Source organism: Puniceibacterium confluentis, from assembly GCF_007923445.1.
Lineage (GTDB): Bacteria > Pseudomonadota > Alphaproteobacteria > Rhodobacterales > Rhodobacteraceae > Puniceibacterium > Puniceibacterium confluentis.
The window spans coordinates 169254-195553 of record NZ_VOJI01000006.1 but is presented as its reverse complement, the minus strand read 5'-3'; the positions used below and the strand labels follow the sequence as shown (position 1 = coordinate 195553).

Below are 26300 nucleotides of genomic sequence, written 5' to 3'. Positions count from 1 at the left end.
ACCGCGTGCCTACCAGATCACTTCCATGTGTGGCTTAGCGTCAAGCGGGACCGCCAAAGGCATCCTCCGTCTCGACCCCTTTGAATAACCACGTCCCGACACGCCACACAAGCAAAAAACACAAAATATGCGCAGTTTTGCCGGGTCAGACGCGTCATTCCACGGGTTTCACGCCCAGAACCACCCTGTCGCGGCCATCAAGGTCCTGCAAAACCGCGACATCGCTCAGCCCGGCGGCGTCCATCATCGCGCCGACGGCTGCCCCCTGCGTCGGTCCGATCTCGACCATCAGCCGTCCGCCCGGGGCAAGATGGGCGTCGGCCCCGGCAGTGATCGCCCGGTAGGCCGCCAGACCGTCGCCTTCGTCGGTAAGGGCCATCCGGGGTTCATGCCACTGCACTTCGGGTGCCAGATCAGCCATTTCCTGCAATGCGATGTAGGGGGGGTTTGACACGATCAGGTCGAAGGTGGCGCCCTGGTCTGCCAGGGGCGCGAACCAGTTGCCCTGTTTCAGCGCGACCCGGTGATCGAGCCCCAGGGACGCGCGGTTCTGTGCCGCGATGGCCAGCGCCTCGCCGGACAGGTCGACTCCGATCCCCCGGGCGTCGGCGCATTCCGCAACCAGCGTCAGCACGATGCAGCCCGATCCGGTGCCAAGATCCAGCACATGGGTGAAGGGCCGGGCAAGCGCGGCTGCGATCAGGGTCTCTGTCTCGGGGCGCGGGTCCAGCACCTCGGGTGTGACCCGGAAATCGCGCCCGTAGAACATGCGCCGCCCGGTCAGATGCGACACCGGCACCCGGTCCCGGCGCCGGGCGATCAGATCCTCGAACTGCGCGGCTTGCGCGGTGCTCACCGGATCCGGCAGCAGCAAGGTCAGCCGCCCGGCGGGCACCTGCAACACATGTGCCATCAGGCGGCGCGCGTCCCGCCCGGCCTCCGGCACGCCGGCCGCAACCAGCGCACGTGTCCCCTGGACCAGCAGTTCGCTTCCTGTCACGCCCCCATCTCGGCGAGCAGCGTGGCCTGGGCATCAGCCGTCAGCGCGTCGATGATCTCGTCCAGATCACCCTGCATCACCTGATCCAGCTTGTAGAGCGTGAGGTTGATGCGGTGATCGCTCAGCCGCCCCTGAGGGAAATTGTACGTGCGGATGCGTTCCGATCGGTCACCCGATCCGACCTGCGCCTTGCGGCTGGCCGACCGTTCGCCGTCAATTTTCTGCCGCTCGAGATCGAACAGCTTGGTGCGCAGCACCTGCATCGCGATCTCGCGGTTGCGGTGCTGGGACTTCTCGGAACTGGTGACCACGATCCCGCTGGGCATATGGGTGATGCGAACCGCGGAATCGGTGGTGTTCACATGCTGGCCGCCCGCACCGGAACTGCGCATCGTATCAATGCGGATGTCGTTGGCGTCGATCTTCACATCGACCTCTTCCGCTTCGGGCAACACCGCAACTGTCGCCGCAGAGGTGTGGATCCGGCCACCGCTTTCGGTAGTCGGCACCCGCTGCACGCGGTGCACGCCCGATTCGTACTTCAGCCGGGCAAACACGTCCTGTCCGGTGATATGGGCCACCACTTCCTTGATGCCGCCCAGCTCGGTTGCCTGCTCTTCGATGATCTCGACCCGCCAACCGCGATTCTCGGCATAGCGCTGGTACATCCGCAACAGATCGCCGGCGAACAGCGCCGCCTCCTCGCCCCCGGTTCCGGGACGGATTTCCAGCATCGCAGGCCGCGCATCCGCCGCGTCCTTTGGCAGAAGCGCCAGTTGCAGCGCCTCTTCGGCTGCCGGAACCGCGCCGCGCAAAGCGTACAGCTCGTCCTCGGCCAGGGCTTTCATCTCGGGGTCGCGCAACATCGCCTCGGCCTCGGCGATGCCCGATTGCAAGGTCTCCCAGGCGTCGATCTGCGCCATCACCGGCTTGAGTTCGGCATACTCGCGCCCCAGAGCGGCAAGATCGCCCCCGCCGGCAGCAAGCTGCGCCTCGATAAATTCGAAACGCTGGCGGATCTGGATGAGTCTGTCTGAGGGAACCATGCGCCCGTCTGTCCCCTATTGCGCCGCAACGGTCAAGTCTTCGCAGGTGTCCGCACGACGGGCACCACCGCACCCGGATGCGAGGCCTGCCTCAGGTTCCGTCCCTGGCGGCAAGCGCCGCCAGCCAGCCATCGACCCGGGCCCTGTTGACCCCGACATCCCCCTGACCAAAGCGCAAACGGCCAAATACCTCGATCTGGACACCGTCCAGCTGCACCGTGGTGTAATCGGGAAACCGCATCCACTGCGACCGGGTGACGTAGGTCATCCGGCCTTCGTCAATGCTACCTGCCAGCAGCTCTGTTCGGGGCGTCGCCAGGATGATCCGGTCCAGAGCTTCGAAAGCGTCCAGCCCGCCTGTCACCCGCCGCCGCACTCCGGTCGCCAGATCCTGATCCGCCGTCACCATCGGGTCGACATGCCAGACGGCCGGGTCCGACGGTGCCAGACGAATCCAGGCAACCGCACCGACGATGCCCAGCACAATGATCCAGAATATCATTCGCACGCTGCCACTTTCCCTGTCATTGCGCGCTGGTCAGGCGCGGCTGACAGAAGGCCGGACCGCGACCCCGCCAACTGACACGATTTTCACTTTCGCCGGGTCCAGGCCCAGAGACAGAGAATCTCCATCGCCACATGCGCCCCAGCCACGGCCGTCGCGCCGGTTGTATCGTACGGAGGCGAGACCTCAACCACATCGCCGCCCAGAAGGTTCAGACCGGCGATTTCCCGCAGGATCACCGCGGCCTGCGCTGTGCTCAACCCGCCCCAGACCGGTGTGCCTGTGCCCGGAGCATAGGCGGGGTCCAGACCGTCGATGTCGAACGTCAGGTAGCAGGGGGTGTCGCCGATGATCTCGCGCACTTTCCCGGCCACCGCCGACGGGCCGATCCGGTGCACTTCGGGTGCGTCGATGATGTGCACCCCCAGTGTGTCCGGATTGACGGTGCGGATCCCCACGGCAACGGATTTTTCCGGAAGGATCAGACCCTCCTGCACTGCCTTGTACACAAAGGTTCCGTGGTCGATCCGCTCGGCATCGTCATCGACCCAGGAATCCGAATGGGCATCGAACTGCAACAGCGCGACAGGTCCGTACTTCTCGGCATAGGCCCGCAGAATCGGCAGGGTGATGAAGTGGTCCCCCCCCAGCGTCAGGCTCGCCGCTCCCGCGTTCAGGATCTGGCGGACATGTGCTGTCACGGCGGCGGGAAAGGCGCTGATCTTGGCATAGTCAAACGCCATGTCGCCATAATCCACCACGCTGAAATCGCCCAGCGGATCGAAACCCCAGCCATAGGGGGGGTCATAGGGCTGCAGCGTGCTCGCCTCGCGAATGGCGCGCGGGCCGAATCGGCAGCCCGGCCGGTTGGTGACAGACTGGTCAAACGGAATGCCGGTCACCGCCACATCCACCCCTGCCAGATCCTTGGTGTAGCGGCGGCGCAGAAACGATGGCGCACCGCCAAATGCGTTTTCGAAACTGGTCCCACGCAAAGTTTCGCGCGTAAAGGCCTGATCAACCTGATTTTTTGCGTCTTCAAGCGCCATGTGCAGATGCCCTTTCCGGCGTCGGGGTGGGCGGGTGGGCGACGCCGGAAAGGGCATCTGCCAACGCCCCAGATTTACAGCGGCAGCGCCTTTTCGACCAGCCGCACAAAAAAGGACGCCCCCACAGGGGCAATCTCGTCGACAAAATCATAGGCCGGATGGTGACAGGTTGCGGTCTCGCCCTGACCGAGAAACAGATAGGCCCCCGGCCGCGCGTTCAGCATGTAGGCAAAATCCTCGGCCGCCATGATGGGGTCGCAGGCCGCGTTCACCCGTTCCGAGCCCACAATCTCGCGCGCCACTTCGGCGGCAAAGGCCGCCTCGTCAGGGTCATTCACCGTCGCCGGATAGCCGCGCTCGTAGACAAGCTCGGCGCTCATCCCGAAACTGGCGGCCTGATGTCGCACGATCTCCTCCATCCGCGTCATCACCAGCGTCTGGACCTCGGGCTTGAAACTGCGCACCGTGCCGACAATCTGCGCCGTGTCGGGAATAATGTTAGTGCCTGACCCGGCATGGATTTGCGTCACCGTCAGCACCAGTTGATCCAGTGCATCGACATTCCGGCTCGTGATGGTCTGCAGCGCCTGGACAATCGCCACCGCCGTGATCACCGGATCCCGGGTCTGCCAGGGCATCGCCCCATGCCCGCCCACCCCCTGTATGTCGATCCAGAAGGTGTCCACCGCCGCCATCAGTGGCCCCGGAGCGGTCAGAAAATGCCCGACCGGATCGCCGGGCGAATTATGGATGCCAAAGACCCGCGAGATGTCGAACCGCTCCATGATGCCCTCTTCCACCATCACCCGCCCGCCCCCCTCACCCTCTTCGGCGGGCTGAAAGATCAGGGCGACACGGCCGGCAAAATTCCGCGTCTCGGCCAGATACTGCGCCGCACCCAGCAGCATCGTGGTGTGTCCGTCATGGCCGCAGGCGTGCATCCGTCCGGGCACCGTCGAGGCATGGGCTACGCCGCTTTTCTCGACCATCAGCAAGGCATCCATATCGGCACGCAGGCCGATGGTCGGGCCGGGCGCCCGTCCCTCGATCAGCGCCACAAGTCCGCTGGTGGCTATGGCCTCGTGAATGTCCGTTATTCCGAATTCCCGAAGTTTGTCCGCGACGAACCGCGCGGTCGCAAAGCATTCAAACCCCAGCTCCGGGTGCTGGTGCAGGTATTGTCGCCAGCCCGCCAACTCTTCCGAGCGCGCCGAAATGCTGTTGATCACGGGCATGATCGTCCCCCTGTCCCTGCGTCGCCAGCCAGTTTTGCCGGGCTTGTTTTGCAGCACTCAAGCACCATCGCGGCAAGGGTGCAAGCCATCAGCCCAGGGGCTGCCGCGTCTCGATCAACCGGGCAAAGAACGACGCGCCATAGGGGGCGGCGGCGTCATTGAAATCGAATTTCGGGTTGTGCACCGAAGGCCCCGGTCCCTGCCCCAGAAACAGAAAGGCACCCGGGCGCGCATTGAGCATGTAGGAAAAATCCTCGGCCCCCATCTCGGGCGCCAGATCCGACACCACCGAGGTTCCGACCTCAGCTGCCACGCGCACCGCAAAATCGGTCTGATCGGCATGGTTGACGGTTGGCGGGTAACTGCGGTGATAATTGACCCGCGCCGAAACGCCGTAGCTCTGCGCCTGCCCCTCGACGATGGCCCGCAGGCGCCTCTCGGCCAGATCACGCAACCCGGGGTCAAAACTGCGCACCGTACCGGCCAGTTGTACCTCTTCCGGAATGATGTTCATCGCGGATCCGCCGTGCACCTGCGTCAGCGACACCACCAGGCTGTGCAACGGATCCGCATTGCGCGAAACGATGGTCTGCAGCGCCTGACCGATTCCCAGGGCGCAGGGCATCGGATCACGGCAGTCGTGCGGATAGGCGGCATGGCCTCCCTTGCCGGTCACAAGGATCTCGAAATCATCCACCGCCGCCATGATCGGTCCGGGTCTGGTACGGAACTCCCCAAGCGCCCCGAACGGATCGGTGTGCAGCGCAAAGACCTCGGTGATGCCAAAACGCTCCATCATGCCCTCTTCGACCATGAGTCGCCCGCCACCAACGGTCTCTTCGGCGGGCTGGAAGATCAGGGCGACAGATCCGGAAAACCTGCGCGTTTCCGCGAGATATCGCGCCGCCCCCAGCAACATCGTCGTGTGCCCGTCATGACCACAGGCATGCATCCGCCCCGGGATTTCAGAGGCCCATTCGGCCCCGGTCTCCTCGGTCATCGGCAGGGCATCCATGTCAGCCCGCAGTCCCGTGACCGGCCCCTGCCCCTGTCCGCGGATGATGCCGACGACTCCGCTGGTGGCCAACCCCTCGTGCACTTCGTCGACATCAAACGCCCGCAACTGCGCCGCGACAAAGGCCGCGGTGGCGTGACATTCCAACCCAAGCTCGGGCTGGCGATGCAGCTGGCGGCGCCAGATCGCCATTTCATCGGCAAACGCGGCAATGCGGTTCACGACCGGCATGGCTGGACACTCCTTGTTTCATGTCGCATCCCTGTACCTGACCCAAATCGAAAGGCCCCGCAATGTCCGACGATCTGATCCACGACCCAAACGGCGGGATGCCGCGTCTGCTGGCAATCATGGCCCGGCTGCGCGACCCCGAAACCGGTTGCCCCTGGGACATCGAGCAAGACTTCGCGTCCATTGCACCCTACACCATCGAAGAGGCCTACGAAGTCGCAGACGCCATCGAACGGCAAGCTTGGGACGACCTGAAAGGCGAACTGGGAGATCTGTTGCTGCAGTCCGTCTATCACACCCAGATCGCATCCGAATCCGGGCTGTTCACCTTCGAGGATGTCGCCAGAACGATTTCGGACAAGATGGTCGCGCGGCATCCACATGTCTTTGGCGATGAGACACGCGACAAGACGGCGCAACAGCAGACCGCGGACTGGGAACGGATCAAGGCCGAAGAACGCGCGAAAAACCGGGACTCCGGAGTGCTGGACGGCGTGGCTCACGGCCTTCCTGCATTGATGCGTGCCGTCAAACTGCAAAAGCGCGCCGCCAGGGTCGGGTTCGACTGGCCCAGCACCGACGAGGTGATCGACAAGATCGTCGAAGAAGCCCAGGAGTTGCGCGAAGCGACGGATGCGGCGCACGCCCGGGAAGAATTTGGCGATCTTCTTTTTGTCATGGCCAATCTCGCACGTCACCTGGACATTGACCCCGAAGAGGCCCTGCGCGGCGCGAACGCCAAATTCACGCGCCGATTTCGGTTCATCGAAGCCAGGCTGGCAGCGCGCGGACGCGCACCCACCGACAGCGACCTCGCCGAAATGGATGCACTGTGGGACGCCGCCAAAGCGGCGGAACGCAGCCGCTAGGCCTCAAAACTTTTGAAAAAGTTTTGCCAAGGCTTTTGAAAAGCCTTGGTTGCACACCGGCGGATATTACCCGAGTCATTTCTTCGGGTATTGACCTGACTAAAAACGTCAGATTTAAGGGCATCACCATCCAAATCCTGACGGAGACAACATGACCTTGCGCCTCACAACCACCTTCACTGCCCTTCTCGCCGCGAGTCCGGCGCTGGCCGAGGTGAACATCTATTCTCAACGGCAACCCGAACTGATCGCCCCGATCACCGAGGCGTTCACCGCCAAGACCGGTATCGAGACCAATGTCGTCTACCTTGATCAGGGCCTGACAGAACGATTGAGTGCCGAAGGCAGCCGCAGCCCTGCAGATGTTCTGATGACCGTGGACATCGCGCGGCTGGCGCAGGCCGTCGAAGCAGGTGTCACACAGCCCGTCGACAGCTCTGTCCTGCAGGACAACATCCCCGCACAGTTCCGCGATCCCGGCAATCAGTGGTTCGGTGTCACGTCGCGCGCCCGCATCGTCTATGCCAGCAAGGATCGCGTCGCGGATGGCGAAGTCACGACCTACGAAGATCTGGTGGATCCCAAGTGGCAGGGCCGCATCTGCACCCGCTCCGGCACACATCCGTACAACCTTGCCCTGCTGTCGGCGATGATCGAGCACCACGGGTATGACGCCGCCAAGGACTGGGCCCTCGGACTCAAGGCCAATCTGGCCCGCAAGCCCCAGGGCAACGACCGCGCGCAGGTCAAGGCGATCTGGGCCGGCGAGTGTGACATCTCACTCGGCAACACCTACTACATGGGCGAAATGCTGGAAGACCCCGAACAGACGGAATGGGCCAATTCGGTGCGCATCATTTTCCCGACCTTCGAGAATGGCGGCACGCACATGAATGTCTCGGGCGTGGCCATGACCTCTGCGGCGCCGCACCGCGAGGATGGCCTGAAATTCATGGAATTCCTCGCCTCGCCGGAAGCGCAGGAAATCTATGCCCAAGCCAACCACGAGTTCCCGGTCAAGCCGGGTGTTCCCCGTGCCGATCTGGTCGCATCCTGGGGCGACTTCACCGCCGATGCGGTCAACCTGATGGATCTCGCAGCCCTTCGCGGCGATGCGCTGCGCCTGATGGAAGAGATCGACTTTGACGGCTGAGCGGATGTAGGCCGCGCCAGAGTTCCAGGCTGCACCACTGTTGCGGGCGCTCCTTTTCAGGGGCGCCCGCAATGTCGTCTCAAGCCCCGGTCCAGTGGCAGGCACTTCGCTCTGAAAGCCATCCTCAACAGAAAACGGCGCGCCCCGAGGGACGCGCCGTTTTGCAATTCAATTCTGTCCCGACGGGATCAGGACGCTTCGCTGATGAACTTCACCGCATCGCCGAAAGTCTGGATGTTTTCAGCTGCGTCATCCGGGATCTCGATACCGAATTCCTCTTCGAAAGCCATCACGAGTTCGACCGTATCAAGGCTGTCCGCGCCCAGATCGTCGATGAACGAGGCGTTGTCCGTGACTTTTGACTCTTCCACACTCAGATGCTCAACCACAATCTTTTTCACGCGGTCTGCGACGTCGCTCATTCTGTTATCCTCATTCAACTGTCGGGTGCTCGGACCCGGATTTGCCCTCGCCCCGGCGGGGTGGCTTCTGTCGTGCCCTTCCGGGCGGTTCGTTTGCCCGCTGCGCGGGATCGGAAGCGGGCCGCATCAAACGGCACGAACCGGAACTGACGCGCCTATAGCACATGGAAAGGGGTTGGCAAACGCTTTCCCATGACACCGGCGGCGCTGAGTCAGAGCATGGCCATACCGCCGTTCACATGCAAGGTGGTGCCTGTCACATATGCCGCCTCGGGGCTGGAAAGATAGAGAACGGCGGCAGCAATCTCTTCCGGCTCGCCCATGCGGCCTGCAGGCACCTGTGTCAGGATTGCGGCTTTCTGGTCGTCGCTCAGCTTGTCGGTCATGGCCGTTGTGATGAAACCGGGCGCCACGGCGTTGACGGTAATTCCGCGGCTGGCCACCTCGTAGGCAAGCGATTTCGACATGCCCACCATACCCGCCTTGGCCGCTGCATAATTCCCCTGCCCTGGGTTTCCAGTGGCTCCGACCACAGAGGAGATATTCACGATCCGGCCCCAGCGCGCCTTCATCATGCCGCGCAGCACACCTTTGCACAGCTTGAAAGTGGACGTGAGGTTCACGTCGATCACGGACTGCCATTCGTCATCCGACATGCGCATGAAAAGATTGTCGCGGGTGATGCCGGCGTTGTTCACGAGGATGTCGACAGCCCCCATGGCCTTGGCCGCGTCTTTCGGCAGGGCCTCAACCGCTGCAAAGTCACCGAGATTGCAGGGAAGGACAAACGTCCGCTCGCCAAGCTCGGCCGCAAGCGCCTCAAGCGGTTCGGTGCGGGTGCCGCTCAGACCGACGGTTGCGCCTGCCGCATGCAAGCTGCGGGCGATCTCGCCACCAATGCCGCCGGAAGCGCCGGTGATCAACGCGCATTTCCCAGTCAGATCAAACATATTCATTCCTTTTTTCAACTTCTGTCACGGGCGACCAAGAGTTTTCAGAAAACTCTTGGCAAAACTTTTCGGAAAAGTTTTGCACCGGCCCCATGGTTTCAAGCCAGGCTGTCCACGGCGGCGCGCACATCCGATGGCGTCAGGATCGACCGGGTCGCCACATCCCGGGCAATGCGACGCACCATGCCGGAAAGCGCCTTGCCCGCACCGATTTCCCAAATATCGTCCACGCCTTCGCTTGCCATCCAGCTCACAGATTCGCGCCAGCGCACGACTCCTGTCACCTGCGTCACCAGAAGCGATCGGATGGCATCCGGTTCGCTGACGGCACTGGCGGTCACATTGGCAACCAGCGGCACCTGAGGCGGGTTGATCGAAACCGACTCGAGCGCCTCTGCCATGGCCCGGGCGGCGGGTTCCATCAGCAGACAGTGAAACGGCGCGCTGACCGGCAGGATCACGGCCCGCTTGGCGCCTTTTGCCTTGGCCAGATCCACCGCGCGTTCGACAGCCCCGAGATGACCAGAGACGACGACCTGTGCCGGGTCATTGTCATTGGCTGCGGCGCAGATCTCGTCGCCGGCGGCTTCGTCGGCAATCTGCGCGACAGTGGCAAAATCCAATCCCAGCAGCGCCGCCATGGCGCCGACACCCACCGGCACCGCTGTCTGCATCGCCTGGCCGCGCGCACGCAGCAGACGGGCCGCATCGCTCACGCTCAGGGCCCCCGCGGCGGTCAGCGCGGAATACTCCCCCAGGCTGTGCCCGGCAACAAATGCGGCCGAGGTTACCGCCACACCCTCGGCTTCCAGCGCGCGCATCACCGCAAGCGATGTGGCCATCAGCGCCGGCTGCGCATTCGCGGTCAGTTGCAGCACTTCGGGATCACCTTCCCAGATGAGCGCGCTGAGCTTTTCGCCAAGCGCCTCGTCCACTTCCTCGAACACTGCGCGCGCAGCAGGATAAGCCTCCGCCAGGTCGCGGCCCATGCCAATGGTCTGGGCGCCTTGCCCGGGAAATACGAATGCGCGGGCCATCTGGGACCTCCCCTGCCTCAGTTTCTTTGCCGCCCCGGCTTACCCGGCCTTGGCGCGCCGCGCAACGGACCAGTCACCCGGGCCGTTCTGCGAACCGGCGCAGGCCATCTGTGCGCCACAGCCGATTGCCGCTGGCGGCAGAATCCCTAAATTGTCGCGGACACCAGAACCGGAGACCCAGCATGCCCCTCACCAACACCGCGACGCGTTACGGCGGCGTGACCAAGACTTTGCACTGGCTCACGGCTCTGGGCATCCTGCTGGCGATCCCGCTGGGCATCCTGGCCAACGACGCGCCCTTTGCAACCAGTGACGAACTGGCCGGCAAAGCCTGGTTGTTCTCGATGCACAAGACGCTGGGTGTCGCGATCTTCTTTCTGGCGCTGGTCCGCATCCTTTGGGCCCTGAGCCAACCCAAGCCCGCGCCGCTGCACCCCGAACGCCGCATCGAAAGCTGGCTGGCCGAAACCGTGCACTGGCTGCTCTACGGCTCTCTGGTGCTGGTGCCGCTCAGCGGTTGGATCCACCACGCGGCCACGACGGGATTTGCTCCGATCTGGTGGCCGTTCGGTCAGTCCCTGCCGTTTGTGCCGAAATCCGGCGCATTGGCCGAAACCGCTGCCGCCCTGCACATCGTGTTCGAGCGGGTGTTGCTGGTCTCGGTGCTTCTGCACATCGCCGGTGCGCTCAAGCATCACTTCATCGACGGTGATACCACCCTGCGGCGCATGCTTCCCGGCGGGGTAACGGCAGGCAATCCGCTCCATGGCCATGCCAGGCTGGGACCGGCCATCGGCGCCGTCGTCATCTGGGGTGTCGCGCTGGGGGTTGGTGCCACACTGGGATTGTTCGACCATCAGGCCAGCGCTGCACAGATCGCGGCCCTGAACCAAGTCGACAGCGACTGGCAGGTCCAGGACGGCACGCTGTCGATCAGCGTCCAGCAGCTTGGCTCGGAGGTCACGGGCAGCTTTGCCGACTGGACTGCGGATATCCGCTTTGAAGAGCGCGACGGCCCCGGCCGGGCGGGTGACGTTCTCGTCGAGGTGGCAGTGGGTTCGCTGACCCTTGGTTCGGTGACCAGCCAGGCACTGGGCGCGGATTTTCTGGCTGCGGACCAATTCGCCACCGCCCGTTTTGCCGCCGACATCTTCAAGGTCTCCGATGGATACGAGGCGCGGGGAACGCTGAGCCTGCGCGACGCGCAGGTGCCGGTCACCCTGCCCTTTGCGCTGACCCTGGTCGACGATACCGCGCAGATGCAGGGACGGATGATCCTCGACCGTCGCAGTTACGGCATCGGCGCCAATATGAGCGATGACGGCCAGCTTGGGTTTGCGGTGCAGGTTCTTGTGAGCCTGACGGCGATCCGGAAGGCCGACTCGTGACACCAAAGCAAAGACGGCTCGCCAGTCACACTGCGAGCCGTCTGCACGTCATTTCGTATTCGTCCAAGCCGTGACCGGTCGATGTCAGGCCTTCGGCGCGGCTGTCCGGCGGCGGCGCACGATGCTCAGACCGCCCAGGGCGCCGATCAGAAGCAGCCCCCCCGCAGGCAGCGGAATCGGCGCGACCCCGTCTGCAAATACGTTGAAGGTCACTTCGTTGCCGGAAGGACCGGCGATGCCGTTCACGAAAAAGCGGAACACGTCGTCCTTTTCAAGAATGATGTGTTCGAGCGACGCCGACCCGGTCAGCCCGGTCTTGATGATGTCAAACAACACCGCCGGTCCGCCGTTGATCGTGTACGACACCGAAATGCTGTTCAGCAGGGTCCCGGTAGCGTTTGTCCGGTAGGGGTTCACCGTCAGCGACATCGAGGTGAACAGCCGTTCACCCGTGGTGAAGGACGCCGTTGCATTGTTGAAGTTTTCCAAGGCCGTTGCCTTCACGCTGCCCTGGATGAAGTCATCGACCCCATTGAACAGCAGTGGTGGCGGCGGTGTTTGGAAAAAGCCGGACACGGTTGTGGCCATCGCGCTTGCCGGGGCCAGCGCACACAGAACAGCCAATGCGATTCCACGTATACTCATTAAGAATTGTCCTTTTTTCTTCTTCCGTTTCACGGCAGTTCACACTCTTAGATACCCCAAAAATGGTTTGCTCGTGTCCGAAATGCGGCAATTTACGGGCGGGCAGGTCTTCGGGCAACAATTGGCATCAAAAGGTTCCGTTTGATCCGCAGAAGCACCCATGCCCGCGCAAGCACAAACCCCGGCAGCCTGAGCCACCGGGGTTGCAAAACCAACAGACCTGTCAAATTCGATGCGGGTCCGACGGACCCGATCAGTCGGCTTTCATCGCTTCGACCGAAATGTGCAGCGCGACCTCGTCGCTGACGAAGGGGGCGAATGCGCCAACGTTGTAGTCACTGCGCAGAAGTGTCGTGGTGGCGTCGAAACCCGCCCAGGCCTTGTTCTCCATCGGATGCATGCCCGCCTGGTTCAGCGTTGCCGCCAGAACCACCGATTTGGTCACGCCGTTCAGCGTCAGATCACCTGTGATGCTGGCAGTGTTCTCGCCGGTCACGTCGATGGACGTCGAGGCAAACGTCACCATCTCGTCGTCGCTTGCGTCAAAGAAATCGGGCGACATGAAATGGCCGAAACGCGCCTCCCAGCCTGTGATCATCGAGCGGACGGGCATCGACACGGTGACCGAGGAATTCGCGGGATCTTCCTGGTCAAACTGGATGTCACCGGTAAAACCCGAGAACATGCCGGTGCCGGTCGAATACCCGAGATGGTTGTAGGTGAACACGATCTGGCTGTGGCTGCTGTCGAGCGTATATTGCTCGGGCGCGGCGACAGCGGCCAGCGGCAGGGTGGCAAGGGTGGCGGCGAACATCAGGGACTTCATTACGCATCTCTCCATATTGGGCGTGATGCGGTGTAGATGTCGCGGTGGGTCTGTTGTTACAAGGCTTTGAAATCCCACAGACCCTGTTCGGAAATGAACACTCGGCGGTTCAGATCCGAAGAGTCAGGCGATGCGGGGGCGCGTGGAGGAGATGCAGCACAACCCGCCAATCAGCATGAAGACCGACAGGCCCAGCTTGATCAGGGACAGTTCGGGAATGCCGCTGGTGCCCGGGACCAGCCAAAGCGCGAAGGAGGACGACATCAGAGCCGCGCCCAGCATGGCCAGCACAAATCGGGAAATGGCTGAGGGGCGCGCTGTTTCGTAGGCGTCCGCATCGGTTTCGACTTCAAAAGACAATGTGGTCATGGACCTACTCTCCCTAAGCTGAATATATAGGCAGGTTGCGAGTACAAAGCGTCAGGATTGCGGCGCCGTTTAGGAAACACATGGGCAGCCGCCCTGCCCTTGCGCAGCAGGGGAAACCGTGTATATGGGGCGTTCCCTTCGCAGGATTATGAACCGCGCAGTCTCTCGTGGGCAGGCGCGAAGGGATGCAAAGCCTGCTCGTTGAAATGCGCCACATTGGAATCGGAGACCACATGCCGCTTTATGAGCATGTCTTTATCTCGCGCCAGGACCTGTCGAATGCACAGGCCGAGGGCCTTGTCGAACACTTCACATCGGTACTCACGGACAACGGCGGCAAGCTGGTCGAAAGTGAATACTGGGGCGTGAAGACCATGGCCTACAAGATCAACAAGAACCGCAAGGGCCACTATGCCTATCTGCGCACCGACGCGCCCGCCGCGGCCGTGCAGGAGATGGAGCGCCTGATGCGCCTGCATGATGACGTGATGCGCGTGCTGACCATCAAGGTCGATGCCCACGAAGAGGGCCCTTCGGCCCAGATGCAGAAACGCGACGAGCGTGGTGATCGCGGCGACCGCGGTGATCGCGGCGACCGCGGTGATCGTGGCGACCGCGGTGATCGTGGCGACCGTGGCGGCGAACGCCGCGAACGCCGCGCCAGCTAACGTCAGAAAAGGAGTTATACCATGGCCGCAAAACCGTTTTTCCGCCGCCGCAAGGTCTGCCCCTTCTCGGGCGACAATGCACCTGCGATCGACTACAAGGACACGAAACTGCTGCAGCGCTATATTTCCGAGCGTGGCAAGATCGTGCCGTCCCGCATCACCGCCGTCTCGGCCAAGAAGCAGCGTGAGCTGGCCCGTGCAATCAAGCGCGCCCGCTTCCTCGCCCTTCTGCCCTATGCCGTGAAATAAGGAGAGACTGACATGCAAGTTATCCTTCTGGAACGTGTGGCGAAACTGGGTCAGATGGGCGATGTCGTCGACGTCAAGCCCGGCTTTGCCCGCAACTACCTGCTGCTGCAGGGCAAGGCGCTGACCGCGTCGGAGGCCAATATCAAGTCCTTCGAAGGCCAGAAAGCCCAGCTCGAAGCCCGCAACCTCGAAACCCGCAACGAAGCGCAGGCTCTGGGCGACAAGCTCAACGGTCAGCAGTTCGTGGTGATTCGTTCGGCATCCGATGGCGGCAACCTCTATGGCTCGGTCACCACGCGTGACGCCGCCGAGGCTGCCACCGAGGAAGGCTTCTCGATCGACCGCAAGCAGGTCATCATCCGCAAGCCGATCAAGGAGCTGGGCATTCACGAAGTGCACGTGAACCTGCACCCCGAGGTCGAAGTGGTGATCGAACTGAACGTCGCCCGTTCGCCGGAAGAGGCCGAACTGCAGGCGTCCGGCAAGTCGATCCAGGAACTGGCTGCCGAAGAAGAGGCCGCCGCAGAGTTCGAGATTTCCGAGCTGTTCGACGATATCGGCGCCGCCGGTATGGACGAATACGGTGACGACAACGAACGTCCCCGCAGCGACGACGCCGAAGGCGACGACGACAAGTGAGGCTCTGAGCCTCCGAGCGCCCCCCAGGGAGCGCTCCAGCCGCGCGGGCCCACCCCGCGCGGCTTTTTTGTGTCTGCTGCGGTGATCTGACCTGTTGGACGCTGCGCCATGCGCAGGGTTTACCCTCCGCCGGTGCGTTTGCCGAAGGCCTTGGTGCCGTCAGCCCCGGAAGATCCGTGCCATCTCCAGATCGAACTGCTCCCAGGTCATCGTCGCGCGGTTTCCCGCAAAACCGTGATATCGGGATTTCCCGGAGGCTGTCGGCAGGCCGGCCCAGATCCCGGCCAGGTTTTCCATAAAGCGGTGACGCCCGATGCCGCCGCGGCGAAACAGGTCAAATCCGGCCTCCTCCAACAGAACATCCGCCAAACGATCCTGCAGACGGGGAGAGAACGCCGCGCCCAGGTCTGTTCCGGTCTTCTTGACCAACCGTTTCAGCGTCACCGGGATAAACTGGTATCGACCGATGGCATGCGGCTGGCCCGGAGTGTCGGCGATCCAGCCATAGATTTCGCCAAGGGTCATCTCGGTCGGGGACCGTGCAGGGAGTTGTCTGGCACCAAAATTGATTGCGTCATATCCGTCGCGCCGCGATTCCGCATAACTGATCAAGTGCCGCAGACGTTCAGCCGCCGAGCCACCCGGCCCAAACAACAGCGGTAGCTCAGGGGTCAGCGCAGGGGTCGGTGCGTGGGTCGGTGCGGGGGCAAACAGCCCCCCCGCGCTCTGACCGACAAACAGGCTGGCATGCTGACGAGGCGCCTCCCGGGTGGTGACAGGTGTCGCGATCAGCGCACGCCGGTCCCGCAGAAAATCATTGCCCTGAGAGAAGGTGCCCGCCTCGGCCATCACGGCGCGCGCGGGCAAGCACATCAGCAAAACGAACCAGGCCAGAGCGAAATATTTGGCGGTCATCGGCACCTCTTTCGGGACAGCGTATTCCGACACTGTCAGTCCCCGGTTGAGATTTGGTTTCGCTCTGCCGACTTTTCCCACCGCTCGCGATGCCGGACAGCAAAAGGGCCGCCCCAAGGGACGGCCCGTTCAGAGACTTGACTGGTCTGGACTTACGCTTCGTCTTCCAGCTCTTCGACGGCTTTCTGCAGCTCGTCCTTCGAGATTTCCTTTTCGGTCACCTGGGCCTGCTCGACAATGTAGTCGATGACCTTGTCTTCGAAGATCGGCGCGCGCAGCTGCTGTTGCATCTGCTGGTTCTGGCGCACGAAATCAAAGAACTGGCGTTCCTGACCCGGGTACTGGCGGGCCTGGTTCATGATCGCCTGCGTCATCTCGGCATCGGACACTTCGACCTTGGCTTGCTGGCCCAGTTCGGCCAGCAACAGGCCCAGCCGCACCCGGCGCACGGCCAGGGACTTGTGCTCGTCGGTCGGAACGATGTCGCCGTGATCGTGGCCGTGATCGTCGGGATTCTCTTCATGGTAAAGCTGGTGCGCGATCTGCTTTGCCTCGGCATCGACCAGGCTCGGGGGCAGGTCAAAGCTGACGAGACCGTCGAGCGAATCAAGCAGCGAGCGTTTCATCACCTGGCGCGCGGCACCGGCGTATTCGGCTTCCAGACGCTCGGCGATCTGCGCCTTGAGACCGGCCAGATCCTCGGCACCGAACTTCTTGGCCAGTTCGTCGTCGATTTCGGCCGCAACCGGTTCTTTCACGGCCTTGATCTTGCATTCAAAGGTCGCGGCCTTGCCTGCGAGGTTCGGGGCGCCGTATTCCTCGGGGAAGCTGACTTCCACAGTCTTCTCGTCGCCTTCCTTCACGCCCACCAGCTGCTCTTCAAAGCCGGGGATGAAAGAGCCGGAGCCCAGCACCAGAGGATAATCTTCGGCCGCACCGCCATCAAAGGCTTCGCCATCGACCTTGCCGAGGAAATCAAAAGTGACCTGGTCGCCGTCCTTGGCCTTGGTGCCCTTCTTGCGATCCTTGAAGTCCTGGGCCGTCTCGGCGAGATTGGCCAGCGCTTCGTCGACAGAGGCGTCATCCGCCTTGGCGACCAGCTTTTCCACCGTAACGGTGCTCAGATCCAGCTCGGGGATCGCAGGCAGCGCCTCGTAGGACATCTCGACCTTGACGTCGTCGCCCTCTTTCCAGTCGTCGTTGGTCATCTTGACCTCGGGCTGCATCGCGGGGCGGTCGCCGGAAGCCTCGAAATGCTCTGACATGGCGCCGTCGATGCTTTCCTGCATCGCTTCACCCAGCAGGCGCTGTCCGAACTGCTTGCGCAGCAGCGGCATCGGCACCTTGCCCTTGCGGAAACCCTTCATTTCGATGTCCGGCTGCGCCTCGGCAAGCTTTTCCACAACCTTCGCGTCCAGCTCTGCGGCTGTCACGGTGATCGCGTAACCGCGCTTCAGTCCGTCGTTCAGCGTCTCGGTGACTTGCATGCAATACCCCATAGTTCAGCGCGGGGCCCCTGCCCCGTCATGTTCCGAATTCGGGGTCTTCTATGCGCCGAAGTCCAAGCGCGCAAGGCGAATTCGTCGCCGTCGGCTGCGCGCCGCCCGTGGTCGGCATCGTCTGCGCCCGGTTTCAAATGCGTGGCCGCCGCCCGGTGGTCCTGTTGGACAGCGACTCCGCCCCGGCGATCCGGATCTGGCCATGACGGGCGGAGGCGGCAAACGGACCCGCTCGGGGCGCCGGGCGGCTCTGACGCGCCGAGCGGTTGTCCGGAAAATCGACGGCCCATGATCCGGCGCGGCACCGGATCGCCGTCGAAACTGTGCTTCGGGACTGTGAGCAGACATGCCAGACGCAATGGGGCACCGGCATGACCGATAAACCGAATGTGCATCAAGAACCTGGTCGCCACCGCAGACACTGGACGCGTTCGGGACGCGCATGCGGCGGTTTGCGGATCAATCGCTTCGCCCGGCACCCTGCAATTCGCGGACAATGACGCCGCAGATCGACGCAGAAACCCGCAAGCGACGTTCGACGCGGCAGTGTGGTGTCAGACCCCCACCGTGACCGGCTGGCAGGATGCCAGTTCCAGCCCGTCCGCATAAAGGATATGCGGTGTGTCAAAGATCAGTTCGACCAACATCAGTTCGACCTCGCCCAGATCTCGGATAAATTCGCCATCCACCAATCGTCGTGCTGGCACCAGCGCACAGCTTCGCCCGAAAAGTGCCTGTGCGCGCCAGTCTCGTATCAACATTTCCTGGCTGGCGGGCAGGACGGCGTCCCGGTCCGGTCGGGTGTTGCCCAGGGTGCCCGCAAGGACCGACACCGCGGGGCAGCGTAGTTTTCGTTGGCGCACATCGGCGAGCACCGCCATGCCTGCGTCACGGGTGATCACCCGGTCGCCGGGAGAGAGGTATTCGGCGGGAAGCGCGCCATCAAGCGTGAGTACGGTGGTCCCTGCGACCAGGGCGTTCCCAATTCTGGGATCGAGCATGCGCACGCCCACGGCATTGCCGTCTGTGCGCCCGGCCGTTTTCGGCTCCATTGGCGTCGTCCTGTTTCTGCTGCCTCAGTTTTTCGCCAGCCTAGATCAACATGTCGTTAATGTCGCGCCTTTTCTTGCAGGAAATTCCCCTCGCATCCGACCGGAACCTTTGCTAAAGAGCGCCGAACCCGCGCCCAAAGCTCGGGATTGCGTGCGGGTGTGGCGGAATTGGTAGACGCACCAGATTTAGGTTCTGGCGCCTATGGCGTGGGGGTTCGAGTCCCTTCACCCGCACCACTTCAGATTTCATCGGGAATTTCAGGCTGCATTTTGCTGCATTTATTTCGGTGAAGTCATATTTCGCAGAGTCTCGCCACCGTCCGTTCCGGACTATCCGTTTGTCTTCGCCAGTGCCCGCGTCGATACCTGCCCGCAGACCGCGCGGCGCCCGGTACTTTCTGACCGTCTGCTTCGTTTTACGGCCTGAGATGATCCCCCAACGCGAAGCAGCACAGCAGGCGTGCAGCGCCAGCCGTGGGGGCCCAAGCGGTCAGGCCATCTCTGGGTGCCGGGGTCGACGCAAACGGCCTCTGCGGCTTATGCGCGGCCCGCTTGCCCACATGTCCGCTCAGGTTCCTGGCAAGGATGTGCCGCTTGTCACGCCCGCCGCGCAGGTCTGACGGTGGGTCCGTCGTCTACCATGAGGGTTGTGGTGCGCAAACTGGGTGATGCCCCGGCGCCCCCTGTGCCCGGGGCGATTTGACCTGCCGATTTTCGGGTGGGGCAGTTCATGCAGGCCAATGCGGATTGCGGGTGCGGCAGCAAACCAGATCGGGTCCAGATGATTTGCGCGTGTGTCCCGATGGCGCGCACGGTGGCGCGCCTGGGCAGGCCGCAGACCGTGCCCGCGACCGGCACTGACAGGCACCGCACAAAACAAAACCGCGCCACTTGGGCGCGGTTCTCTTGACGTCACAGAGGCTGGTCTCAGGCAGCGCGGCCCACCAGCACCTCGTCTACCTGCTTGGCAGCCGCAACTTCATCACCACCGGCAACGGCAGCCACTTCGCGGGTCAGACGCTCGAGCGCGGCTTCGTACAGCTGCCGCTCGGAATAGCTCTGCTCGCGCTGGTCGTCGGCGCGGTGCAGGTCACGCACCACTTCGGCGATCGCGATGAGATCTCCCGAATTGATCTTCTGTTCGTATTCCTGAGCCCGGCGCGACCACATGGCCCGCTTGACCTTGGCCTTGCCCTTCAGGGTCTTCATCGCCTGGCTCACCACATCGGGCGAGCTGAGCGACCGCATGCCAATTTCCGTCGCCTTGTGTGTCGGCACCCGCAGGGTCATCTTGTCCTTTTCAAAGGAGATGACGAACAGTTCCAGCGAAATACCCGCAATGTCCTGCTCTTCGATCGAAACGATCTGACCCACGCCATGGGCCGGGTAGACTACGTAATCGTTCGGGCGGAATTCGGATTTCTTCGACTTTGTCATTCAGTGCTTCCTTACAAGCTCACCCGCGCACAGGCGACAAGAAAAGTGACCGGAGGAGGCCCTCCGCCCACTTGGCTCGAAATCTTGGGTTTATCCCCCGGGTTGCAGTTTGCCCGGGTCGTATGCGCGTGATGTCATCATTTGTGTTACCACAATAACACAAAATATGATCACTTCCTAGCGCAGCGCAGAAACCACAGTTTTCTCAGCGGCATCAAATACTTGCACCGCAGTCTTCATGAATATGCCCTGCGCTTTGCGGCGCAGGTCCCGAATCAAGCCTTCAGCCGCCTTCGCCCGGCGCTTCGGAAAAGTATTTCTCGAGCTTGCCGGCTTCCCCGTCGCGCGCTTCCGCATCGGGCAGCGGGTCTTTCTTGGTGATGATCACCGGCCAGAGTTCGGAATACTTGCGGTTGAACTCAACCCACTTTTCGGCATCCGGCTCGGTGTCGGGGCGAATGGCGTCCGCCGGGCACTCCGGTTCGCAAACGCCGCAGTCGATGCATTCGTCGGGATGGATCACCAGCATGTTCTCACCCTCGTAGAAGCAGTCTACGGGGCAGACTTCGACACAATCGGTGTATTTGCAGGCAATGCAGGCGTCGTTGACGATATAGGTCATTATGGTTCGGTCCGTGTTCTTGTCCCGGCCTTGCTAGATCACTCGCCCGGATCAATCAAGCGCCTCGCCCCGGGATTGGTCCATCCGGCGTCGATCCCGCTTGGTCGGGCGGCCGCCGCCGTCGTATCGCGGCACATGTGGCGCCGGATCGGTTGCGGCGCGCGGCGCAGGCGGGGACAGATCCTCGTACAGCGCCCGCGCTTCGGGGGCCGGACCACGCCGGTCGCCCAGGCCGACGATCCGTATGACCCGGACATCGTCGGCCTGGGGAAAGGTCAGCACATCCGCCTGCCCCACCAGCGTCGCCGGTTTCGCCACGCGCTGGCCGTTCACGCGCACCGACCCGCCCGCCACCAGCTTGGCTGACAGGCTGCGGGTCTTGAAGAACCGCGCCTGCCAGAGCCATTTGTCCAGCCGGATCCTGCCGAGCGTGTCCGCCACTTACGACTTGTCCTTGAACCCCATCAGCGCTGCGGCAAAGGGATTGTCGGGGTCGATGGGCTTTTCCCGGCGCGGCGGCCGTGCCTCGAACGTCTTGCCGCCCTTGCTGCCGCCCCGGTCTTCGCGCTCGGGCCGCTTGCCGCCGGGTTTGCCGCCCGGCTTGCCCTTGCCCTTGCCGCGTGGCCGATCGGCGGCCTGGCCTTCGGGACGACGACCCCGGTTGCCCTGACCACCCTCGCGGCCACCGGCCTCGCGGCGCGGACCACGGTCGCGGTTGCCGCGATTGCCCCCCCAGGTGAAGGTATAGAACGTTTCCAGCTCGGCCCCTGCCACAGCGGCATCGGGTGCCGTGCCGACCGGCACCTCGCCTGCGGCCACCTCGGCCACTGGATCTTCGGCGGCCGGTTCAACCGGCGTTTCCGAGATCGGCGCCGCGCCGGCATCGGGGATCGCCGCAATGGATTCGGGAACCTCGGGCGTCGCGTCGGTGGCTTCGGGTTGTTCGGTGATCGCCCCGGCCGCTGCGCTCTGGCCCGCATCGAACACCGGCGTGTCGGCATCGGCCTCACCCGCAGGGTCCTCAAGCGGGCGCGCCGCTTCGGCCTCGGCATCCTTGGGCACCACCGCATCCACGGCCTTGACCTTGGTCCGCTCTGCCTTTTCCGCCTTGTAACCCATGCCGGCCATGAGATCGGCGAACTGTTCCAGCGTCATCCCGGTGATCGATAGCATGTCCGGCTTGGCTTCAAAGCCGGAGCGGCTGTCCTCGGCACGCAGCAGGTCCGCCAGCCGTTCCAGCATATCGATCCGAATCGCCCGGCTGCCCGACTTGCGGTAGCCGGCAATCGTGTAATGTTCCGCCGGAATGTCGGCGATATTGGGCACCGTCACCAGACCGGCGGGCGGCGCTTCGGGGAATTCGTCGAGCCCCTGCTTGAGGCTCCAGAGCACGAGACGCAGGCGTGTCGGAGCCGGCTTGAGAAGCAGCGGCATGAAGATCGTGTACTGCCCGAACCGGATGCCGTGCTTGCGCAGGGCCGAGCGCGCTTCCTGATCCAGGGCCTTCACGTCGTCGGCAATCTCGACGCGCGGGATGATTCCCATCGCCTCGACCATGCGAAATCCGAACCCCCGGGCCAGCCCGGTCAGCGTCTCGTCGTGCTGGATGTTCAGCAGCGGCTCGAACAGCGCCGCGACCTTGCGGTCGATGAAATGCTGCAACCGGCGCTGCACCTTCTGCAGCACATCGGGCCCCGCCTCGTCATCGACGAAAGCAACCACCCGCGGCTTGAGCGCATCATCACCCGGCGCGAGCTTGCCCACCGCCTGGCTGCCCCACATGAGACCACCCTGTTCGGTGAAATCAATCTCGGTGTCCGGAGCGTTGTAGAACCTGTCCGCCCGCAGATGGAAATGCGGGGCCAGAGCCTGCAACGACGCGGTCTTCAGCGTTTTGGCCTCTTGTCCTGTTGCGTCCTTGTCGTGACGGAACCGGAACCCTTCGAGCTTTCCGACGAATTCTCCTTCGACGGTCACCTCACCCTTGTCATTCACTTCGGCCAAGAGGGCCTCCTTTTGCTTCAACCGCCGCAACAAGACACTTGTCCGCCGATCAACAAATCTTTGCGTCAGCCGCTCGTGCAAAGCGTCAGACACCCGATCTTCTACAGCGCGGGTCGTGTCGCGCCAATGCATTTCGTCACGCACCCAACCTTTGCGCTGAGCCACATACGTCCATGTGCGGATAAACGCCAATCGTTTCGACAAGGTGTCGATGTCGCCATCCGTCCTGTCGATCCGCTTGACCTGCCGCGCCATGAAATCATCCGGCACACCACCGCGCTGGTGCAGGTGACAAAAGATAACTTCCAACAGCCCCGCATGTTCCGCATGACTTATACCACGGAAATCCGGGATCCGGCAGACGTCCCAAAGCAGGCGCACCGACGCCGGATCCGACGCCCGCGCCGCGACCTCTGCCACTTGCCCCAGCGACTTCAGCGCCATCAGGTCATCGGCATCGCGCGCCTTGAGCAGCCGTTCGTCGGCGGGCGGCAATTCCAGCGATTGCACCAGCCTATCGATGCTGCCAAATCTCAAATCGGCGTTGCGCCAGTTGAGTTTGCGCAGCGGCGTGAATTGATGGGCGCAGATCGCTTCGGCCCATTCGTCGGGAATCGGGCTTGCTTCGCCGGTCACCCCGAAAGAGCCGTTCGACATGCCGCGCCCGGCCCGGCCGGCGATCTGCGCCAGTTCGTTCGGCTGCAATTCGCGCATCCGGCGACCGTCGAATTTGGTGAGTGAGGAAAAGGCGACATGGTCGATGTCCAGATTGAGCCCCATGCCGATCGCATCCGTCGCCACAAGAAAGTCGACGTCGCCGTTCTGGTACAGGTCGACCTGCGCGTTGCGGGTGCGCGGGCTGAGGGCGCCCATGACCACCGCCGCACCACCCTTTTGACGGCGCAGCAGTTCGGCAATGGCATAGACGTTGTCCACCGAGAACCCGACAATGGCAGTGCGGGCGGCCAGTCGCGAAATCTTTTTCGAACCGGTGTAGGTCAGCTGGCTCATTCGTTCCCGGCGCACAAACTCGACCCCGGGCACCAGCGCCGCGATCGGGCCGCGCATGGTGTCCGAGCCCATGAACAGCGTTTCGTGCTGGCCCCGCATCCGCAGCAGCCGGTCGGTAAAGACATGGCCGCGTTCGGGATCGGCACAAAGCTGGATCTCATCGACGCCGACAAAATCGCAGCCCATCCCCTCGGGCATCGCCTCGACCGTGCAGACCCAGTAGGCGGCGCGCGGCGGCACGATGCGTTCCTCACCCGTGACCAGCGCCACCACGCCGGGACCGCGCACCGCAACGATCCTGTCATAGACTTCGCGCGCCAGCAGCCGCAGCGGCAAGCCGATCATGCCGGTGCGATGGCCCAGCATCCGTTCGATGGCATAGTGGGTCTTGCCAGTGTTGGTCGGGCCAAGAATGGCCGCGATCCGTGCGCGTTCGGCCATGCGCCGCCCTTTTTCATTATTTTTGCTGCTGACTAAAGCTCGGTGCCCCGCACCTGGGTTTCAAGCCGTTTCATTGCCGCTTCCACGTCCGGATCATGCGGACGGATCTCAAGTACCCGGGAATAGGCGTCATAGGCAAGAGCAGGCTTTCCCAGCTGGTCGAACAAAGCGCCAAGTCCGCGCAATGCACCAAAGTGCTGCGGGTTGAGCGCCAGCGTGTGTTCCAGCGCATCCGCCGTCAGACCCAGCCTGTCGGCCTGGTAATAGGCCAGCGCCAGCCCGTGCCAGCCCTCGGCAAACGCAGGAGCATGATCGGTCAACGCGGTAAAATGCTCGATGGCCGTCTTGACGTCATTGATTTCAAGCGCGTCGCGCCCGCGTTTCAGCAGCAGGTCCACCGCTGCCGATCCGCTTTTCGACCATTCCAGCCGGATCTCCTTTTCCAGCCGGTCCGCCTCTTTCGCGTCCGCCTGAGCCAGATCACGCAGCAACATCTCGCTGCGGTCCGTTTGCTGTGCGCTTACGGTCAATGGCAGGGAAAAGAGGACAAGGGCGAAAAGTGCCGCCACGGTAGATTTGTGTTTCATCTGCGCCATGCTCATAACTTGAGAACAGCTTAGCGCGGGCTGCGAAGAATACCACCCGCAGAGCACATCAAGTGAGGGAGAGCACAGATGAGTGATTACGTCAGCGAAGCGATCAAGGCCCTTAACGAAAAGATGGCAGGCGCCGATTATGATGGCACCGCAAAGTTCAACATCACGGATGAAGGCACGTTCATGCTTGATTCGACCGGTGCCCGTCCCGGCGACGAAGAGGCCGACGTGACGCTTTCGGCGGATGCCGACACCTTCCGCGCGATCTTTGACGGCGAGATGAACCCCACCAACGCCTTTATGTCCGGCAAGCTTGCGATCGACGGCGACATGGGCCAGGCGATGAAGCTCGCCTCGGTTCTCGGCTAGAGGTCCGGCGGCGTGGACCTCTCCCCCGCACCATTCCATGCCGATCTGGCGGAGGGCCCGGCGGGGGCCTGTGCGTACTGGATCCGCGCCGATGACGGGCTGCGCCTGCGTATCGGCCACTACCCGGCCACCGGGCCCGCGCGGGGGACGGTCCTGCTGTTCCCCGGACGCACCGAATACATCGAAAAATATGGTCGCACCGCCGCCGATCTGTCGCGCGCCGGGTACGACACCCTGACCATAGACTGGCGCGGTCAGGGGCTGGCAGACCGGATGCTGACGGATGCGCGCGTCGGACACATCACCCTGTTCACCGACTATCAGCGCGATGTGGCGGCACTGTGCGCCGCCGCCCGCACGCTTGAGTTGCCGCAACCGCTGCACCTTATCGCACACTCCATGGGTGGCTGCATCGGGTTGCGCGCGGTGATGGAGGGCCTTCCGGTCGCATCCTGCGTCTTTTCCGGCCCGATGTGGGGCATCCAGATGTCCCGTCCGATCCGGCCTGCCGCCTGGGCACTGGGTTGGGGCAGCGGTCGGCTTGGGCTGGGGCACATGTTCGCGCCCGGCACCAAACCCGCCAGCTATGTCACCAGCGAACCGTTCGAAGCCAATGTCCTGACCCGCGATCCCGACATGTATGCCTACATGCGCCGCCAGGTGGCCCAGGCACCCGACCTGGGGCTGGGCGGGCCGTCGCTGCAATGGCTGCATCAATCCTTGCAGGAATGCCGGGAGCTGGTCCGGCGCCCCTCGCCCGATCTGCCCTGTCTGACCTTTGTCGGCTCGAATGAACGCATAGTCGATATCGCCCGCATCCGCGACCGGATGCAGCGCTGGCCGCGAGGCACGCTCGAAGTGGTCGAGGGCGGCGAACACGAAGTTCTGATGGAGAGCCCGGAGATTCGCGCCCGGATCATGGCCGGGATCCTGGCGTTGTTCGACACAGCGTCACATCCTGTCAAACCGGCGCAGACCGCCTGATTCGGCGATGAGCTGACCGCGCCGTCAGGGATGCCCGGTCAGAGAACCCCGGCGGCGGCTGCGATGGCGCTGGC

The 26300-nt window shown here is 63.1% G+C and carries 28 protein-coding genes and 1 tRNA gene; 9 read left to right on the top strand and 20 right to left on the bottom strand.

Annotation, left to right across the window (positions count from 1 at the left end; translation table 11 throughout):
- Window positions 1-154: 154 nt before the first annotated feature.
- From prmC to FOY53_RS09190, 6 genes are all read right to left on the bottom strand, one after another.
- Entirely contained in the window at window positions 155-1000 is an 846-nt protein-coding gene (gene prmC / locus FOY53_RS09215; RefSeq protein WP_146588005.1) for a peptide chain release factor N(5)-glutamine methyltransferase, read from the bottom strand.
- Window positions 997-2046 (bottom strand): peptide chain release factor 1, encoded by a 1050-nt coding sequence (gene prfA, locus FOY53_RS09210; RefSeq protein ID WP_146588003.1) that lies wholly within the window; start codon window positions 2044-2046, stop codon window positions 997-999. The genes prmC and prfA overlap by 4 nt, the downstream gene beginning before the upstream one ends.
- Before the next feature lie 91 nt (window positions 2047-2137).
- Complete coding sequence (locus FOY53_RS09205; protein ID WP_146588001.1) at window positions 2138-2548, bottom strand: DUF1499 domain-containing protein; 411 nt, start codon at window positions 2546-2548, stop codon at window positions 2138-2140.
- Between the two features lie 89 nt (window positions 2549-2637).
- Window positions 2638-3600 carry an agmatinase gene (speB, locus tag FOY53_RS09200; protein WP_146587999.1) on the bottom strand — a complete coding sequence of 321 codons (963 nt, stop codon included), beginning with the start codon at window positions 3598-3600 and terminating at the stop codon, window positions 2638-2640.
- A 74-nt stretch (window positions 3601-3674) separates the two neighbouring features.
- Entirely contained in the window at window positions 3675-4835 is a 1161-nt protein-coding gene (locus FOY53_RS09195) for a M20 aminoacylase family protein (protein WP_146587997.1), read from the bottom strand.
- Window positions 4836-4923: 88 nt separating this feature from the next.
- The gene (locus tag FOY53_RS09190) at window positions 4924-6081 is read right to left on the bottom strand and encodes a M20 aminoacylase family protein (RefSeq protein WP_146587995.1); all 1158 of its coding nucleotides are present in this window, start codon (window positions 6079-6081) and stop codon (window positions 4924-4926) included.
- 62 nt (window positions 6082-6143) lie between these two features.
- Here FOY53_RS09190 and mazG point away from each other — a divergent pair, with 62 nt between their 5' ends.
- The gene (gene mazG / locus FOY53_RS09185; RefSeq protein WP_146587994.1) at window positions 6144-6950 is read left to right on the top strand and encodes a nucleoside triphosphate pyrophosphohydrolase; all 807 of its coding nucleotides are present in this window, start codon (window positions 6144-6146) and stop codon (window positions 6948-6950) included.
- A 151-nt stretch (window positions 6951-7101) separates the two neighbouring features.
- A complete protein-coding gene (locus tag FOY53_RS09180; protein WP_146587992.1) occupies window positions 7102-8103 on the top strand; it encodes a Fe(3+) ABC transporter substrate-binding protein in 1002 nt (333 codons plus the stop codon).
- A gap of 188 nt (window positions 8104-8291) precedes the next feature.
- Here FOY53_RS09180 and FOY53_RS09175 read toward each other — a convergent pair whose 3' ends face one another.
- From FOY53_RS09175 to fabD, 3 genes are all read right to left on the bottom strand, one after another.
- Window positions 8292-8525 carry an acyl carrier protein gene (locus tag FOY53_RS09175; RefSeq protein WP_146587990.1) on the bottom strand — a complete coding sequence of 78 codons (234 nt, stop codon included), beginning with the start codon at window positions 8523-8525 and terminating at the stop codon, window positions 8292-8294.
- A 212-nt stretch (window positions 8526-8737) separates the two neighbouring features.
- Entirely contained in the window at window positions 8738-9475 is a 738-nt protein-coding gene (fabG, locus tag FOY53_RS09170; protein ID WP_146587989.1) for a 3-oxoacyl-ACP reductase FabG, read from the bottom strand.
- A gap of 98 nt (window positions 9476-9573) precedes the next feature.
- On the bottom strand, window positions 9574-10512 hold the full coding sequence (fabD, locus tag FOY53_RS09165) for an ACP S-malonyltransferase (protein ID WP_146587987.1): 939 nt from the start codon (window positions 10510-10512) through the stop codon (window positions 9574-9576).
- Between the two features lie 182 nt (window positions 10513-10694).
- Here fabD and FOY53_RS09160 point away from each other — a divergent pair, with 182 nt between their 5' ends.
- Complete coding sequence (locus FOY53_RS09160) at window positions 10695-11900, top strand: cytochrome b/b6 domain-containing protein (protein ID WP_146587985.1); 1206 nt, start codon at window positions 10695-10697, stop codon at window positions 11898-11900.
- 84 nt (window positions 11901-11984) lie between these two features.
- On the opposite strand, the gene FOY53_RS09155 is transcribed toward FOY53_RS09160, so the two are convergent.
- The 3 genes from FOY53_RS09155 to FOY53_RS09145 all read right to left on the bottom strand — a co-directional run bounded on the left by FOY53_RS09155 (window position 11985) and on the right by FOY53_RS09145 (window position 13740).
- The gene (locus tag FOY53_RS09155) at window positions 11985-12545 is read right to left on the bottom strand and encodes a VPLPA-CTERM sorting domain-containing protein (RefSeq protein WP_146587983.1); all 561 of its coding nucleotides are present in this window, start codon (window positions 12543-12545) and stop codon (window positions 11985-11987) included.
- 253 nt (window positions 12546-12798) lie between these two features.
- Window positions 12799-13371 (bottom strand): YceI family protein, encoded by a 573-nt coding sequence (locus FOY53_RS09150; RefSeq protein WP_146587981.1) that lies wholly within the window; start codon window positions 13369-13371, stop codon window positions 12799-12801.
- A 123-nt stretch (window positions 13372-13494) separates the two neighbouring features.
- On the bottom strand, window positions 13495-13740 hold the full coding sequence (locus FOY53_RS09145) for a hypothetical protein (RefSeq protein ID WP_146587979.1): 246 nt from the start codon (window positions 13738-13740) through the stop codon (window positions 13495-13497).
- Window positions 13741-13973: 233 nt separating this feature from the next.
- On the opposite strand from FOY53_RS09145, the gene rpsF reads away from it, so the two are divergent.
- From rpsF to rplI, 3 genes are read left to right on the top strand one after another with little or no spacing between them, the layout of a single operon-like run.
- Complete coding sequence (rpsF, locus tag FOY53_RS09140) at window positions 13974-14408, top strand: 30S ribosomal protein S6 (RefSeq protein WP_146588162.1); 435 nt, start codon at window positions 13974-13976, stop codon at window positions 14406-14408.
- A gap of 21 nt (window positions 14409-14429) precedes the next feature.
- Window positions 14430-14657 carry a 30S ribosomal protein S18 gene (gene rpsR, locus FOY53_RS09135; RefSeq protein WP_073249614.1) on the top strand — a complete coding sequence of 76 codons (228 nt, stop codon included), beginning with the start codon at window positions 14430-14432 and terminating at the stop codon, window positions 14655-14657.
- Window positions 14658-14669: 12 nt separating this feature from the next.
- Entirely contained in the window at window positions 14670-15296 is a 627-nt protein-coding gene (gene rplI, locus FOY53_RS09130; RefSeq protein WP_146587977.1) for a 50S ribosomal protein L9, read from the top strand.
- 159 nt (window positions 15297-15455) lie between these two features.
- On the opposite strand, the gene FOY53_RS09125 is transcribed toward rplI, so the two are convergent.
- The 3 genes from FOY53_RS09125 to FOY53_RS09115 form a co-directional block, all read right to left on the bottom strand.
- Window positions 15456-16211 (bottom strand): lysozyme family protein, encoded by a 756-nt coding sequence (locus tag FOY53_RS09125; protein WP_146587975.1) that lies wholly within the window; start codon window positions 16209-16211, stop codon window positions 15456-15458.
- A 152-nt stretch (window positions 16212-16363) separates the two neighbouring features.
- Entirely contained in the window at window positions 16364-17698 is a 1335-nt protein-coding gene (gene tig / locus FOY53_RS09120; RefSeq protein WP_146587973.1) for a trigger factor, read from the bottom strand.
- 566 nt (window positions 17699-18264) lie between these two features.
- Window positions 18265-18762: a Hint domain-containing protein gene (locus FOY53_RS09115; RefSeq protein ID WP_146587972.1), complete on the bottom strand. Its 498-nt coding sequence runs from the start codon at window positions 18760-18762 to the stop codon at window positions 18265-18267.
- A gap of 153 nt (window positions 18763-18915) precedes the next feature.
- On the opposite strand from FOY53_RS09115, the gene FOY53_RS09110 reads away from it, so the two are divergent.
- A tRNA-Leu gene (locus FOY53_RS09110) sits at window positions 18916-18999 on the top strand.
- Window positions 19000-19689: 690 nt separating this feature from the next.
- Here FOY53_RS09110 and FOY53_RS09105 read toward each other — a convergent pair.
- From FOY53_RS09105 to FOY53_RS09085, 5 genes are all read right to left on the bottom strand, one after another.
- Window positions 19690-20199, bottom strand: coding sequence for a CarD family transcriptional regulator (locus FOY53_RS09105; RefSeq protein WP_146587970.1), 510 nt, complete (start codon window positions 20197-20199; stop codon window positions 19690-19692).
- Window positions 20200-20482: 283 nt separating this feature from the next.
- The gene (gene fdxA / locus FOY53_RS09100) at window positions 20483-20821 is read right to left on the bottom strand and encodes a ferredoxin FdxA (RefSeq protein ID WP_146587968.1); all 339 of its coding nucleotides are present in this window, start codon (window positions 20819-20821) and stop codon (window positions 20483-20485) included.
- Window positions 20822-20872: 51 nt separating this feature from the next.
- On the bottom strand, window positions 20873-21262 hold the full coding sequence (locus FOY53_RS09095; RefSeq protein ID WP_146587967.1) for an RNA-binding S4 domain-containing protein: 390 nt from the start codon (window positions 21260-21262) through the stop codon (window positions 20873-20875).
- On the bottom strand, window positions 21263-24277 hold the full coding sequence (locus FOY53_RS09090) for a helicase-related protein (RefSeq protein ID WP_146587965.1): 3015 nt from the start codon (window positions 24275-24277) through the stop codon (window positions 21263-21265).
- A gap of 32 nt (window positions 24278-24309) precedes the next feature.
- Entirely contained in the window at window positions 24310-24864 is a 555-nt protein-coding gene (locus FOY53_RS09085) for a tetratricopeptide repeat protein (protein ID WP_246107339.1), read from the bottom strand.
- An 87-nt stretch (window positions 24865-24951) separates the two neighbouring features.
- On the opposite strand from FOY53_RS09085, the gene FOY53_RS09080 reads away from it, so the two are divergent.
- Window positions 24952-25242: an SCP2 sterol-binding domain-containing protein gene (locus tag FOY53_RS09080; RefSeq protein WP_146587962.1), complete on the top strand. Its 291-nt coding sequence runs from the start codon at window positions 24952-24954 to the stop codon at window positions 25240-25242.
- 12 nt (window positions 25243-25254) lie between these two features.
- The gene (locus FOY53_RS09075) at window positions 25255-26226 is read left to right on the top strand and encodes an alpha/beta fold hydrolase (RefSeq protein ID WP_146587960.1); all 972 of its coding nucleotides are present in this window, start codon (window positions 25255-25257) and stop codon (window positions 26224-26226) included.
- The last annotated feature ends 74 nt before the right edge of the window (window positions 26227-26300 follow it).

Excerpts from the sequence above, each read along its gene's own strand:
- FOY53_RS09195 (WP_146587997.1), bottom strand. The coding sequence starts at position 4,835 with ATGCCCGTGATCAACAGCATTTCGGCGCGCTCGGAAGAGTTGGCGGGC.
- fabG (WP_146587989.1), bottom strand. The coding sequence starts at position 9,475 with ATGTTTGATCTGACTGGGAAATGCGCGTTGATCACCGGCGCTTCCGGC.
- FOY53_RS09160 (WP_146587985.1), top strand. The coding sequence starts at position 10,695 with ATGCCCCTCACCAACACCGCGACGCGTTACGGCGGCGTGACCAAGACT.
- FOY53_RS09175 (WP_146587990.1), bottom strand. The coding sequence starts at position 8,525 with ATGAGCGACGTCGCAGACCGCGTGAAAAAGATTGTGGTTGAGCATCTG.
- FOY53_RS09125 (WP_146587975.1), bottom strand. The coding sequence starts at position 16,211 with ATGACCGCCAAATATTTCGCTCTGGCCTGGTTCGTTTTGCTGATGTGC.
- FOY53_RS09085 (WP_246107339.1), bottom strand. The coding sequence starts at position 24,864 with ATGAAACACAAATCTACCGTGGCGGCACTTTTCGCCCTTGTCCTCTTT.
- rpsF (WP_146588162.1), top strand. The coding sequence starts at position 13,974 with ATGCCGCTTTATGAGCATGTCTTTATCTCGCGCCAGGACCTGTCGAAT.
- speB (WP_146587999.1), bottom strand. The coding sequence starts at position 3,600 with ATGGCGCTTGAAGACGCAAAAAATCAGGTTGATCAGGCCTTTACGCGC.
- FOY53_RS09115 (WP_146587972.1), bottom strand. The coding sequence starts at position 18,762 with ATGGAGCCGAAAACGGCCGGGCGCACAGACGGCAATGCCGTGGGCGTG.
- rpsR (WP_073249614.1), top strand. The coding sequence starts at position 14,430 with ATGGCCGCAAAACCGTTTTTCCGCCGCCGCAAGGTCTGCCCCTTCTCG.
- rplI (WP_146587977.1), top strand. The coding sequence starts at position 14,670 with ATGCAAGTTATCCTTCTGGAACGTGTGGCGAAACTGGGTCAGATGGGC.
- prfA (WP_146588003.1), bottom strand. The coding sequence starts at position 2,046 with ATGGTTCCCTCAGACAGACTCATCCAGATCCGCCAGCGTTTCGAATTT.
- FOY53_RS09180 (WP_146587992.1), top strand. The coding sequence starts at position 7,102 with ATGACCTTGCGCCTCACAACCACCTTCACTGCCCTTCTCGCCGCGAGT.
- FOY53_RS09150 (WP_146587981.1), bottom strand. The coding sequence starts at position 13,371 with ATGAAGTCCCTGATGTTCGCCGCCACCCTTGCCACCCTGCCGCTGGCC.
- FOY53_RS09105 (WP_146587970.1), bottom strand. The coding sequence starts at position 20,199 with ATGACAAAGTCGAAGAAATCCGAATTCCGCCCGAACGATTACGTAGTC.
- FOY53_RS09190 (WP_146587995.1), bottom strand. The coding sequence starts at position 6,081 with ATGCCGGTCGTGAACCGCATTGCCGCGTTTGCCGATGAAATGGCGATC.
- tig (WP_146587973.1), bottom strand. The coding sequence starts at position 17,698 with ATGCAAGTCACCGAGACGCTGAACGACGGACTGAAGCGCGGTTACGCG.
- FOY53_RS09145 (WP_146587979.1), bottom strand. The coding sequence starts at position 13,740 with ATGACCACATTGTCTTTTGAAGTCGAAACCGATGCGGACGCCTACGAA.
- FOY53_RS09205 (WP_146588001.1), bottom strand. The coding sequence starts at position 2,548 with ATGATATTCTGGATCATTGTGCTGGGCATCGTCGGTGCGGTTGCCTGG.
- fabD (WP_146587987.1), bottom strand. The coding sequence starts at position 10,512 with ATGGCCCGCGCATTCGTATTTCCCGGGCAAGGCGCCCAGACCATTGGC.
- FOY53_RS09080 (WP_146587962.1), top strand. The coding sequence starts at position 24,952 with ATGAGTGATTACGTCAGCGAAGCGATCAAGGCCCTTAACGAAAAGATG.
- mazG (WP_146587994.1), top strand. The coding sequence starts at position 6,144 with ATGTCCGACGATCTGATCCACGACCCAAACGGCGGGATGCCGCGTCTG.
- fdxA (WP_146587968.1), bottom strand. The coding sequence starts at position 20,821 with ATGACCTATATCGTCAACGACGCCTGCATTGCCTGCAAATACACCGAT.
- FOY53_RS09155 (WP_146587983.1), bottom strand. The coding sequence starts at position 12,545 with ATGAGTATACGTGGAATCGCATTGGCTGTTCTGTGTGCGCTGGCCCCG.
- FOY53_RS09090 (WP_146587965.1), bottom strand. The coding sequence starts at position 24,277 with ATGGCCGAACGCGCACGGATCGCGGCCATTCTTGGCCCGACCAACACT.